General features: G+C 39.3%; 11 protein-coding genes. 7 read left to right on the forward strand and 4 right to left on the reverse strand.

Annotated elements, in window-relative coordinates; all coding sequences use genetic code 11:
- Positions 1 to 21: 21 nt before the first annotated feature.
- The gene (gene yhbY, locus L5B90_RS00865) at positions 22 to 318 is read right to left on the reverse strand and encodes a ribosome assembly RNA-binding protein YhbY (RefSeq protein ID WP_265761880.1); all 297 of its coding nucleotides are present in this window, start codon (positions 316 to 318) and stop codon (positions 22 to 24) included.
- 117 nt (positions 319 to 435) lie between these two features.
- Between yhbY and rlmE the strand changes: the two genes are divergently transcribed.
- The 6 genes from rlmE to dapD all read left to right on the forward strand — a co-directional run bounded on the left by rlmE (position 436) and on the right by dapD (position 6,759).
- Positions 436 to 1,065, forward strand: a complete 630-nt coding sequence (gene rlmE / locus L5B90_RS00870) for a 23S rRNA (uridine(2552)-2'-O)-methyltransferase RlmE (protein ID WP_265761881.1) — start codon at positions 436 to 438, stop codon at positions 1,063 to 1,065.
- 92 nt (positions 1,066 to 1,157) lie between these two features.
- The gene (gene ftsH, locus L5B90_RS00875) at positions 1,158 to 3,065 is read left to right on the forward strand and encodes an ATP-dependent zinc metalloprotease FtsH (protein ID WP_250364566.1); all 1,908 of its coding nucleotides are present in this window, start codon (positions 1,158 to 1,160) and stop codon (positions 3,063 to 3,065) included.
- 149 nt (positions 3,066 to 3,214) lie between these two features.
- Complete coding sequence (gene prmC, locus L5B90_RS00880; RefSeq protein ID WP_265748336.1) at positions 3,215 to 4,123, forward strand: peptide chain release factor N(5)-glutamine methyltransferase; 909 nt, start codon at positions 3,215 to 3,217, stop codon at positions 4,121 to 4,123.
- Positions 4,123 to 4,941 carry a SirB1 family protein gene (locus L5B90_RS00885; protein ID WP_250350190.1) on the forward strand — a complete coding sequence of 273 codons (819 nt, stop codon included), beginning with the start codon at positions 4,123 to 4,125 and terminating at the stop codon, positions 4,939 to 4,941. The genes prmC and L5B90_RS00885 overlap by 1 nt, the downstream gene beginning before the upstream one ends.
- A 21-nt stretch (positions 4,942 to 4,962) precedes the next feature.
- Positions 4,963 to 5,817 carry a 3-deoxy-8-phosphooctulonate synthase gene (kdsA, locus tag L5B90_RS00890; protein WP_250350191.1) on the forward strand — a complete coding sequence of 285 codons (855 nt, stop codon included), beginning with the start codon at positions 4,963 to 4,965 and terminating at the stop codon, positions 5,815 to 5,817.
- A 114-nt stretch (positions 5,818 to 5,931) separates the two neighbouring features.
- Entirely contained in the window at positions 5,932 to 6,759 is an 828-nt protein-coding gene (gene dapD, locus L5B90_RS00895) for a 2,3,4,5-tetrahydropyridine-2,6-dicarboxylate N-succinyltransferase (protein ID WP_265761882.1), read from the forward strand.
- 296 nt (positions 6,760 to 7,055) lie between these two features.
- Here the strand turns inward: dapD and nrdA are convergent, their stop codons facing one another.
- Positions 7,056 to 9,326, reverse strand: a complete 2,271-nt coding sequence (gene nrdA / locus L5B90_RS00900; protein ID WP_250350193.1) for a class 1a ribonucleoside-diphosphate reductase subunit alpha — start codon at positions 9,324 to 9,326, stop codon at positions 7,056 to 7,058.
- A gap of 392 nt (positions 9,327 to 9,718) precedes the next feature.
- On the opposite strand from nrdA, the gene nhaA reads away from it, so the two are divergent.
- Entirely contained in the window at positions 9,719 to 10,891 is a 1,173-nt protein-coding gene (gene nhaA / locus L5B90_RS00905; protein WP_265761883.1) for a Na+/H+ antiporter NhaA, read from the forward strand.
- 49 nt (positions 10,892 to 10,940) lie between these two features.
- Here nhaA and L5B90_RS00910 read toward each other — a convergent pair whose 3' ends face one another.
- Positions 10,941 to 11,255: a c-type cytochrome gene (locus L5B90_RS00910; protein ID WP_250363063.1), complete on the reverse strand. Its 315-nt coding sequence runs from the start codon at positions 11,253 to 11,255 to the stop codon at positions 10,941 to 10,943.
- The gene (locus tag L5B90_RS00915; RefSeq protein WP_265761884.1) at positions 11,255 to 11,743 is read right to left on the reverse strand and encodes a TlpA family protein disulfide reductase; all 489 of its coding nucleotides are present in this window, start codon (positions 11,741 to 11,743) and stop codon (positions 11,255 to 11,257) included. The genes L5B90_RS00910 and L5B90_RS00915 overlap by 1 nt, the downstream gene beginning before the upstream one ends.
- Positions 11,744 to 11,824 lie beyond the last annotated feature (81 nt).

An 11,824-nucleotide genomic window follows, 5' to 3' on the forward strand; every position in this document is an offset into this window, starting at 1 on the left:
TTTTAATACGCCCCATTTTACTTATTTTTTAGGTAAGGAAATTTTATGTTCTTCGCTTGAGCGATAAAGCACAAGGATATGACCGATAGTTTGCACCGCAACAGCTTGCGTTTCTCTGACAATCGCATCGATAATAAGTTGTTTGGTTTCGCGATCAGCCCCTGCAATTTTCACTTTAATTAATTCGTGATGATTGAGGGCGTTGTCAATTTCAGCGATAACCCCTTCGGTTAAGCCATTTCCACCTAGCATAACGACAGGGCTTAAGTGGTGTGCAAGCCCTTTTAAAAATTGTTTTTGTTTTGTTGATAACTGCATTAATTTAATCCTATGTTTATAAAGTGCGGTGTTTTTTATGGAGAAATTCCTAATACCACCTTGAACTGGGAAATTTTAACCTTATATTGACGAAACTACCACAAAAATTAAGAAATTATGGGAAAGAAAAAACGTTCAGCAAGTTCAACGCGTTGGTTAAATGAGCATTTTAAAGATCCATTTGTCCAAAAGGCACATAAGCAGAAGTTGCGTTCGCGAGCTTATTTTAAGCTTGATGAAATTCAACAAACAGACCGTCTTTTTAAGCACGGAATGACCGTCGTGGATTTAGGTGCCGCTCCCGGAGGGTGGTCTCAGTATGTGGTGAGTCAAATTGGCGGTAAAGGTCGAGTCATTGCTTGTGATATTTTAGAGATGGATCCTATTGTCGGGGTTGATTTCTTGCAAGGGGATTTTCGTGAAGAGAATGTGCTTAATGCTCTGCTTGAACGAGTTGGCGAAGCAAAAGTAGATGTAGTGATGTCTGATATGGCACCTAATTTTAGCGGAATGCCATCAGTAGATATTCCGCGTGCAATGTATTTAGTCGAGCTGGCTTTAGATATGTGCAAACAAGTATTGGCAAATAAAGGCAGTTTCGTTGTAAAGGTTTTCCAAGGTGAGGGCTTTGATGAATACTTAAAAGAGATTCGTTCTCTTTTCAGTGTTGTTAAAGTACGTAAACCTGAAGCATCTCGTGGGCGTTCTCGCGAGGTGTATATTGTGGCAACGGGTTACAAATATTAACTATAAATTCAATAACTTCTCATTTTGGAATGAATGTAGTAATCTTGTAACAAATTATTAACTTAGAAAAACGAGGTCAAACCTTGAAAGATATGGTCAAAAACTTAGTCCTATGGATTGTTATTGCAGTCGTTATGATGTCTGCATATCAGGGCTTTAGCGGTGGTTCAAGCAGTAATATGACTGATTACACCACATTTATTACTGATGTAGGCAATGATCAAGTTCGTCAAGTGAGATTTGATGATAATGAATTGCAGGTTACCAAATCAGATGGTTCCAAATATTCAACAGTAATGCCAATTTATGATGATAAATTACTTAATGATTTATTAAATAAAAAGGTGAAAGTAGAAGGAACATTGCCAGAAAAACGTGGCTTTTTAGCACAAATTTTGATTTCTTGGTTCCCAATGCTACTGCTTGTTGGTGTGTGGTTCTTCTTTATGCGACAAATGCAGGGTGGTGGCGGTAAAGCAATGAGCTTTGGAAAAAGCCGTGCCAAAATGCTGACAAAAGAGCAAATTAAAACCACCTTTGCTGATGTTGCAGGTTGCGATGAAGCCAAAGAAGAAGTGGGCGAAATTGTGGATTTCTTGCGTGATCCAAGTAAATTCCAAAAGTTGGGCGGTAAAATTCCAAAAGGGATTTTAATGGTTGGCCCACCGGGAACAGGTAAAACTTTATTAGCTAAAGCCATTGCCGGTGAAGCGAAAGTGCCATTTTTTACTATTTCAGGTTCTGACTTCGTAGAAATGTTTGTTGGGGTAGGGGCTTCTCGTGTGCGTGATATGTTTGAACAAGCGAAGAAAAATGCACCTTGCCTGATCTTTATTGATGAAATTGATGCCGTAGGTCGCCAACGTGGGGCTGGTCTTGGTGGCGGACACGATGAGCGTGAGCAAACCCTGAACCAAATGTTAGTGGAAATGGATGGGTTTGAAGGCAATGAAGGGGTGATTGTAATCGCCGCAACCAACCGTCCTGATGTGCTTGATCCCGCTTTAACTCGCCCGGGGCGTTTTGACCGCCAAGTAGTGGTGGGCTTGCCAGATGTTTTAGGGCGTGAGCAAATCTTAAAAGTGCATATGCGTAAAGTACCCGTTGCCCCAGATGTGAATGCAATGACGCTCGCGCGCGGTACACCGGGTTATTCAGGTGCAGACTTGGCAAACCTTGTTAATGAAGCCGCATTATTTGCCGCACGAATGAACAAGCCATTGGTTTCAATGCTTGAGTTTGAAAAAGCAAAAGACAAAATCAATATGGGGCCAGAACGTCGCACAATGATTATGACCGATAAGCAGAAAGAATCGACTGCTTATCACGAAGCAGGACACGCCATTGTGGGCTATCTTGTACCAGAACACGATCCCGTGCATAAAGTGACCATTATTCCGCGTGGGCGCGCTTTAGGGGTAACCTTCTTTTTACCAGAAGGGGATCAAGTCAGCATTAGCCAGAAACAATTAGAAAGTAAACTTTCAACCCTTTATGCAGGACGTTTGGCGGAAGAGTTAATTTACGGCGAAGAAAATATTTCTACTGGGGCATCCAATGATATTAAAGTTGCCACGAATATTGCGCGTAATATGGTAACCCAATGGGGCTTTTCCGATAAATTAGGGCCAATTCTTTATTCTGAAGATGAAGGTGAAGTGTTCTTAGGGCGTTCAATGGCAAAAGCAAAACATATGTCAGATGAAACGGCACATGTTATTGATGAAGAGGTTCGAGCTATTGTTACGCGTAACTATGAGCGTGCAAGACAGTTATTAATTGACAATATGGATATTTTACACGCAATGAAAGATGCGTTAGTAAAATATGAGACCATTGAAGAAGAACAGATTAAACAGCTGATGAATCGTGAGCCAGTTACCCCACCTTCAGGTTGGAGTGACAGCGGTAAAGCTAGTTCAGAAAAAAATGCTGAACAAACTGCACCTACACAAAATCAAAGTGCGGTGGAAAATTCAGACAAATCTGAGCATAACTAACCACTTAATCCTATTAAAGGACTGATTTTTATAAGAAATCAGTCCTTTCTTTTTTCTTTTTTAAGCTTTAACATAAAGTAAATTCAAATAATAAATTCAATTTATTTTTTATTTTAATTTACTGTATCAATGAGATTGAGAATAACCGAATGAATTATGCAGATTGGCTCGTTTGGGCAGAAACGCAACTGATGGGGAATAAAAAGATAGATCCTTTTATCAACCCCAAGGTGGATGCTAACCTATTATTACAATTTGTCACAGGGCGTTCTCGTTCCTCTCTTTTAGCCTTTTCCGAAACCATACTTTCAGCACAAGAATTAGCGCAGCTTGAAAAACTATTGCAACGCCGTGTAAGTTGTGAGCCAATGGCTTATATTCTTGGTCAGCAGCCTTTTTGGACGCTTGATCTAAGGGTCTCTGAAGATACGCTTATTCCAAGAGCAGATACGGAAATTTTAGTAGAAAATGCCTTAATTTGTGCGGAAGAACGTATTTCATCAGCTCAGTTTGGAGAAGAACTGAAAATATTAGATTTAGGCACAGGTACAGGGGCAATTGCAATAGCGCTTGCACAAGAATTGCGATCTAGATCGAAAAAATCATTTAAAGTTTCGGTTGTGGGTGTTGATCTGATTGATAATGCGGTAAACTTAGCGCAAGACAATGCAAAACGTAATGATGTTGATAATATTCTTTTTTATCAAAGCAATTGGTTTGAAAATTTACAAGATCAGCGTTTTGACATCATTGTAAGTAATCCGCCTTATATTGATAAAGATGATCCGCATTTGCAGTTGGGCGATGTGCGATTCGAGCCATTAACTGCTTTAGTCGCTAAAGAACAGGGGTATGCAGATTTACGGCACATTATCATTAATGCACCAACGCATCTAAAACCACAAGGCTGGTTGTTATTGGAACACGGTTGGCAGCAAGGAGAAAAAGTGCGGTCTTTTTTTCAAAAGAATTTGTGGCATAACGTTATTTCTCGTAAGGATTATCACCAACACGAACGTATAACATTAGCTCAATTAAATACAAGAGGGAATGATTGATGAATACAAATCGCAATGCAATTTATAATGAAATGCTTAATTTTTATGTGCTTACAGGGAATGATGGGCAACGCGAGCTAGGAAATATTCATTCAATTATGAATGGTTTTTTAACTCAAGCAAGAGAAACCATTGAGCAGGAGAAAGACGATGAAGCAAAAATTAGAAAGTTGATCGATTTAATTTATGTTGATTGGGGCTTTTTGATTGATTCTAATAATTCTTTTGATCATTCTAATTATTATCTACCCGATGTTTTAACAAATCGCCGTGGGGTTGCTATCTCTGTCGGTGGTATTTTATTGTATCTTGCTGAAAAATTAGCCTTACCGATTTATGCAATGGAATTTCCTGTCAATATTATGCTTAAAGCGGATGTTAATGGAAAACATCTTTATTTTGATCCTTGGACAGGAAGAGAATCTTCAGAAAAATATATTGAATATATTTGTAAGCTTCATTATGGTGATGATGTGGAATTTTCTGTCCCCCTATTCGGTGAGCAAGATGAAGAAGAATTAGAATTTCGTTATGGGCAATTAGCGAAAAATTCCTTAATGCGAGAAAGTCGATACGAACCAGCATTGACTTACGTTGAGAACGTATTGGAACGTTATCCAGATACCTTAGATGAAATTCGGGATCGTGGTATTTTAAAAATGCAACTTGGGCGTCTTTCAGAGGCATTGAAAGATCTTAAAGAATTTGTTGAAAAAAGACCAGATGATTCTTTCTCAATAATGTTTAAAGAACAATTACCGCTAATTGAGAAAGATATTGAAGCGCAAGAAAAAGCAGCAAAAGAATTAATTCACTAAATTTATATATTAGAGAACATTATGCAAAATAAAGTCATTAAAATTGGAAATATTGAAGTTGCTAACAATAAACCATTTGTTTTATTTGGTGGAATGAATGTGTTAGAAAGCCGTGATATGGCGATGGCAGTGTGTGAAAAATATGTTGAGGTAACCCAAAAACTGAATGTACCTTATGTATTCAAAGCTTCTTTTGATAAGGCTAACCGCTCATCAATCCATTCTTACCGTGGACCGGGAATGGAAGAGGGGTTGAAAATTTTCCAAGAATTGAAAGACACATTTGGGGTTAAATTAATTACTGATGTTCACGAAATCTATCAATGTAAGCCTGTCGCTGAAGTGGTTGATGTGATTCAGTTGCCCGCATTTTTAGCGCGCCAAACGGATCTTGTTGAAGCAATGGCACGTACCGGTGCGGTAATTAATGTGAAAAAGCCCCAATTTTTAAGTCCCGGACAAATGGGAAATATCGTAGAGAAAATCGAAGAATGTGGTAACGATAAAGTGATTCTTTGCGATCGCGGGACAAACTTTGGTTATGATAATCTTATTGTAGATATGCTTGGCTTTAGCGTTATGAAGACCGTTTCCAAAGGTTGCCCAGTGATTTTTGACGTAACCCATTCTTTACAATGTCGCGATCCTTTTGGGGCTGCATCAAGCGGTCGCCGCGCACAGGTGACAGAATTAGCGCGCTCAGGGCTAGCAGTGGGGCTGGCAGGTCTATTCCTAGAAGCGCACCCTGATCCACAAAATGCCAAATGCGATGGGCCTTCTGCTTTACCATTAGCAAAATTAGAAGCCTTTGTAAGCCAAATGAAAGCAGTCGATGATTTAGTGAAGTCTTTTGAAGAGCTAGATACCTCAAATTAGTTGCTTAAAGATTAAGTATTAGAGAAAAACAAACAATAACAGGTGAGTTTTAGGCGGAAATATGATAAAAATACCGCCTTGTTTTAATTTTTACATTTGAATAGGAAACAAAATATGTCAAATTTGCAAAATATCATTGAAGCAGCGTTTGAACGCCGTGCTGAAATCACTCCTAAAACAGTAGATGCAGAAACGCGTGCTGCTATCGAAGAAGTCATTGAAGGTTTAGACAGCGGTAAATACCGTGTTGCAGAAAAAATTGATGGTGAATGGGTTACCCACCAATGGTTAAAAAAAGCGGTATTGCTTTCTTTCCGTATTAACGACAACCAAGTGATTGACGGTGCAGAAACCAAATATTACGACAAGGTCGCCCTTAAATTTGCAGACTATGATGAAGCACGTTTCCAACAAGAAGGCTTCCGTGTTGTACCTTCTGCTACTGTGCGTAAAGGTGCATATATCGCAAAAAATGCCGTATTAATGCCATCTTATGTAAACATTGGTGCTTACGTTGGCGAAGGTACAATGGTGGATACTTGGGCAACCGTAGGTTCTTGTGCGCAAATTGGTAAAAATGTTCACCTTTCAGGTGGTGTGGGTATCGGTGGTGTATTAGAGCCATTACAAGCTAACCCAACCATCATCGGTGACAACTGCTTTATAGGCGCACGCTCTGAAGTGGTTGAAGGCGTTATCGTAGAAGACGGCTGTGTAATCTCAATGGGCGTATTCATCGGTCAATCTACTAAAATCTATGATCGTGAAACAGGCGAAATCCATTACGGTCGCGTACCAGCAGGTTCTGTGGTCGTTTCAGGTAGCCTTCCTTCAAAATGCGGTAAATATAATCTCTATTGTGCAGTAATCGTGAAAAAAGTTGATGCGAAAACCTTAGGTAAAGTAGGGATCAACGAGTTATTACGTAGTATTGATGAGTAATATTTAATACTAATTGATCAAAAATAAAAATCTGCACGAGAGTTTCTTGTGCAGATTTTTTTATGAAAAATATTATAAACGCTTTGTGATTGCGTTTTTATAGAAAAAAGCTTAGATAAAAAGCCTTTTGAGATCATCAATGAATATCTATAAAGGAGAATGAATATTTGGGTTGATAATATGGTTTCTAGCAATAATGAAAAGAAAGAGGATTATCCCCTTAATTAAGCCACCTTACAAAGGTGGCTTATATTTTGTGTGGAAAAATAATTAAATTTATTACCGCTCTTGATAAATTAGATTTTACACGCCCCACCAGAACAGCCGTCATCAAGATCTTCTTGGCTGTCTTCTGCGCCATCACGGGTATTTTGGTAATAAAGAGTTTTTACGCCATATTTGTAAGCGGTTAATAAATCTTTTAACAACACTTTCATCGGTACTTTGCCTTCTTCAAAACGCTGTGGATCGTAGTTGGTGTTGGCTGAAATAGATTGATCTACAAATTTTTGCATAATACCTACGAGGTGTAAGTAGCCATCATTATTTGGAATATCCCATAATAACTCGTAGTTTTCACTTAAGTTTTCATAATCTGGTACAACTTGTTTGAGGATACCGTCTTTTGACGCTTTGATACTGACGTGTCCACGCGGTGGTTCAATGCCGTTGGTTGCATTGGAAATTTGCGATGACGTTTCTGATGGCATCAGTGCGGTTAGTGTTGAGTTGCGCAAACCAAAGGTTTTAATGTCTTGGCGTAGGCTTTCCCAATCGTAATGTAATGGCTCTTGAGTGAGTGTATCCACATCTTTTTTATAGGTATCAATCGGTAAAATACCTTGGGCGTAAGTGGTTTGATCGAAATACTCACAAGCCCCCATTTCTTTCGCAAGGTTCATTGAGGCTTTTAATAAATAGTATTGAATGGCTTCAAAAGTGCGGTGCGTGAGATCGTTAGCACTGCCGTCTGAATAACGCACGCCATTTTTAGCTAAATAATAAGCAAAGTTGATCACGCCAATTCCTAAAGATCGACGCGCAAGAGAGCTACGTTGTGCCGCGATCACAGGGTAATCTTGATAATCTAATAGGGCATCTAAGGCACGCACAGCAAGATCCGCAAGTTCATCTAATTCATCAAGGTTTGCAATCGCGCCTAAGTTGAAGGCTGAAAGGGTACAAAGGGCAATTTCACCTTCTTCATCGTGAATATGAGAAAGTGGCTTAGTTGGCAATGCGATTTCTAAACAAAGGTTAGATTGACGCACAGGCGCAACGCTAGGATCAAATGGCGAGTGCGTATTACAGTGATCCACATTCTGAATATAGATACGCCCAGTTGAAGCACGTTCTTGCATTAATAGGGAGAACAGTTCAACGGCTTTCACGCTGCGTTTACGAATGTCTGGATCTTGTTCGTATTGGGTGTAAAGGCGCTCAAACTCATCTTGATCGGCAAAGAATGCTTCGTATAACCCCGGCACATCAGAAGGGCTAAATAAGGTGATTTCGCCGCCTTTGATTAAGCGTTGATACATTAATTTGTTAAGCTGAACACCGTAATCCATATGACGAACACGGTTATCTTCCACCCCACGATTATTTTTTAAGACTAACAGGCTTTCCACTTCCAAGTGCCAAATTGGGTAGTAAACGGTGGCTGCTCCACCACGCACCCCACCTTGTGAACAGGATTTCACCGCAGTTTGGAAATATTTATAGAATGGGATACAGCCTGTATGGAATGCTTCCCCACCACGGATTTGACTACCCAAGGCACGAATCGCTCCGGCGTTTACGCCAATTCCAGCACGTTGAGAAACATATTTCACAATGGCAGAGGCAGTCGCATTAATAGAATCTAAACTATCACCACATTCAATTAACACACAAGAACTGAATTGGCGTGTTGGTGTACGCACCCCAGCCATAATTGGTGTAGGCAGAGAAATTTTAAATGTCGATGTCGCATCATAGAAACGGCGTACATAATCTAAGCGTGTTTCTTTTGGATAGGTTGAGAACAAGCTTGCTGCCACCAAAATATATAAGAACTGGGCAGATTCATAAATCTCACCAGTAACACGATTTTGTACTAAATATTTACCTTCAAGCTGTTTGACTGCCGCATAAGAGAATGTCATATCACGCCAGTGATCTAAAAAGCCGTCCATTTCGTCCCATTCTTCACGGCTATAATCGGTCAGTAAGGCTTGATCATACTTGCCTAAACGCACCAATTTTTTAACGTGATCATATAAACGCGGAGGATCAAAATGCCCATAGGCTTTTTTACGCAAATGGAAAACCGCAAGGCGCGCAGCTAAATATTGATAATCAGGCGTATCTTTGCTGATTAAATCTGCCGCAGCTTTAATAATGGTTTCGTGAATATCCGAAGTGCGAATCCCCTCATAAAATTGAATATGGGAACGCAATTCTACTTGAGAAACAGAAACGTTATCCAATCCCTCTGCTGCCCAAGTGATCACTCGGTGAATTTTATCTAAATCGATGGGTTCTTGTTTTCCGTCACGTTTGGTGACCATCATAGCTTTATTCATAGACATTCCGATTTGTTGGTGTTGCGTAAAAACACAAGATATAGTGGTTTATTGAAAACGCGGTACAAGATAATGTGTTCTTAACGAAACTGCAAGCACTAAATTTTACGTCCAATTCTTGACATAAACTAAGTTATTTATAAATAAGCAAAAATCATAGAAATGAATTTACCCCTTATTTTTATCAGGAATTAAAAAGCAAAGTGCGGTTAAAAAATGTGTGAAAAATCACAAATTTTTCAATAACTAAGAGAAATTTGCCGATTTTTATTGACCTATTTTTCCCTTATATGTTAGAAGAACTTACTGATGATATTGCTTTTTCTTATTACAAAGAAATGATCCATTTGGGTGTTTATTTTCAAGCCCGTTATTTTGACTAGGAGAGATTAATGGTTCGATACATTCGATACTTTATGAAATTAGAAGCAGCCAGCGGGATGTTATTGCTGTTTTTCGCTGCCTTTGCCATTTTATTGGCAAACACGCCCTTGAGCCGTTTTTATTTTAGCTTTCTTGATGCGCCAGTGGTGATCCAATTTGGTTCCATTGTACAAATCAACAAACCACTCTTGATGTGGGTGAATGATGGCTTTATGGCGGTATTTTTTGTCCTTGTGGGATTAGAAGTAAAACGGGAATTGCTCACAGGGGCAATTTCAAGCTATCAAAAAGCCATTTTCCCAGCCATTGCCGCTTTGGGAGGAATGATTGTGCCAGCGGCAATTTATTGGTTTGTCACCAAGGATACCCCACAATATCAAGATGGCTGGGCAATTCCAATGGCAACAGATATTGCCTTTGCACTAGGCGTATTAGGTTTACTTGGGAGCCGTGTGCCTTTCGCATTAAAAGTGTTTTTGCTTGCCTTGGCGATTATTGATGATTTAGGCGCGATTATTGTGATTGCGTTGTTCTTCTCACAGGATTTGAGTACGCGCGCGTTAATTTTAGCGAGTATTGCCATTGTGGGGTTGATTTTGCTTAATCGCTTTAAAGTATCCAATTTAGGGCCTTATGTGATTGTCGGCTTAGTGTTATGGGTATCTGTGCTAAAATCGGGCGTACACGCCACCTTAGCTGGCGTTATCATTGGGTTTAGTATTCCACTCAAAGGGAAAAATGGCAGAAAAGTGTTGCACGATATGGAACATATTTTAGCCCCTTGGTGTTCATTCTTTATTTTGCCCCTGTTTGCTTTTTCCAACGCGGGAGTATCCTTAGCAGGAATGGGGATAGAGACGTTAAGCTCACCGCTTACTTTAGGCGTGATCTTAGGATTATTACTTGGAAAACCGCTTGGTGTCTTTTTATTTAGTTATTTATCGGTGCTATTTCGTATTGCGAAATTGCCTGAAGGAATTAATTTTAAACAGATTTTTGCCATTGCCTTGCTCTGCGGTATTGGATTTACAATGTCAATGTTCTTGGCGGGACTCGCCTTTGGTGGTGATGGGGCAAGTGAAATGGCAAGTTTTGCCCGTGTAGGTATTTTGCTAGGCTCAGCAATTTCAGCGGTAGGAGGGTATTTCTTATTAAAGGTCTGTACGAAACCTAAGGAATAATATGAGGTAAAAAAATCGGGCTATTCTAAGTAGCCCGATTTTTTTAATACTATTTTTTCAATGTTGGAATATATTCCGCTAATCCTTTGATTTCTTCTTCACTTAAACGAGATTTTGCGGCATTGCCCGCACCAACAATTTCACCCGCTTTGCGTTTTTCAAGTGCGGTGAGAATTTCTTCAGTTTTTAAGTTATTGATCATTGCAGATTGATTTAATGCCGATTTTTCCCCTTGCTTACCGTGGCACATTGCACAAGTGCGGTTAAAAATCTTTTGTGTATGTTCTAGGCTTTCATCGGCTTGGCTATTGAATGCCAATAGCGTGCCTGCAATAAAAAGTAGAGTAGAAGCGTAACCTTTCATTATTTTTCCTCAAAGAATGTTCGTAATTCGTTTTCTGGGATTAAACCCTCAAATTTATAAAGGATTTTTCCCTTAGGATCAAGCAAGAATGAGGTTGGTGTGCCAACCAACTGATAACGTTCAGCGGTAATATTAAGCTGATCTTTGACAATTGGCAGAGTCAGTTGATTTTTTTCTACCACCGCTTGTGTGTTACCACGTTCCCCATCAATATTAATGGCTAAAAGTTGTAATGTATTGGGATAGTTTTGGGAAAATTGCTGTAATAATTTCATCTCAACAATACAGATGCCGCAGGTTTCCGACCAAAAATTGATCAGCAATTTTTTCCCTGCAAATTGGCTTAATTCCACCTTATTGCCCTGCAAATCAAAAGCCGCAATATCAGGTGCTTGACTGCCGATATTGGCGGTTTGATCTTTACAAGAAATAAGCAAAAAAAGCACCGCACTTAATAAACCGAGTTTGAGACTATGTCTTAATTGCATTCTATTATCCATTAAAAAAATTGATGCGCTATGTTACCACAAAATATCGCATTCAATATTTTTTGATTTGTAAATGAACAA

Origin of the sequence: Avibacterium sp. 20-129 (assembly GCF_026226845.1) — a bacterium.
Classification (GTDB): Bacteria; Pseudomonadota; Gammaproteobacteria; order Enterobacterales; family Pasteurellaceae; genus Avibacterium.

What these genes read in the sequence shown, in the direction of transcription:
- rlmE (WP_265761881.1), top strand. Translation starts at nt 436, where the DNA reads ATGGGAAAGAAAAAACGTTCAGCAAGTTCAACGCGTTGGTTAAATGAG.
- nrdA (WP_250350193.1), bottom strand. Translation starts at nt 9,326, where the DNA reads ATGAATAAAGCTATGATGGTCACCAAACGTGACGGAAAACAAGAACCC.
- ftsH (WP_250364566.1), top strand. Translation starts at nt 1,158, where the DNA reads ATGGTCAAAAACTTAGTCCTATGGATTGTTATTGCAGTCGTTATGATG.
- L5B90_RS00915 (WP_265761884.1), bottom strand. Translation starts at nt 11,743, where the DNA reads ATGCAATTAAGACATAGTCTCAAACTCGGTTTATTAAGTGCGGTGCTT.
- yhbY (WP_265761880.1), bottom strand. Translation starts at nt 318, where the DNA reads ATGCAGTTATCAACAAAACAAAAACAATTTTTAAAAGGGCTTGCACAC.
- L5B90_RS00885 (WP_250350190.1), top strand. Translation starts at nt 4,123, where the DNA reads ATGAATACAAATCGCAATGCAATTTATAATGAAATGCTTAATTTTTAT.
- dapD (WP_265761882.1), top strand. Translation starts at nt 5,932, where the DNA reads ATGTCAAATTTGCAAAATATCATTGAAGCAGCGTTTGAACGCCGTGCT.
- L5B90_RS00910 (WP_250363063.1), bottom strand. Translation starts at nt 11,255, where the DNA reads ATGAAAGGTTACGCTTCTACTCTACTTTTTATTGCAGGCACGCTATTG.
- kdsA (WP_250350191.1), top strand. Translation starts at nt 4,963, where the DNA reads ATGCAAAATAAAGTCATTAAAATTGGAAATATTGAAGTTGCTAACAAT.
- nhaA (WP_265761883.1), top strand. Translation starts at nt 9,719, where the DNA reads ATGGTTCGATACATTCGATACTTTATGAAATTAGAAGCAGCCAGCGGG.
- prmC (WP_265748336.1), top strand. Translation starts at nt 3,215, where the DNA reads ATGAATTATGCAGATTGGCTCGTTTGGGCAGAAACGCAACTGATGGGG.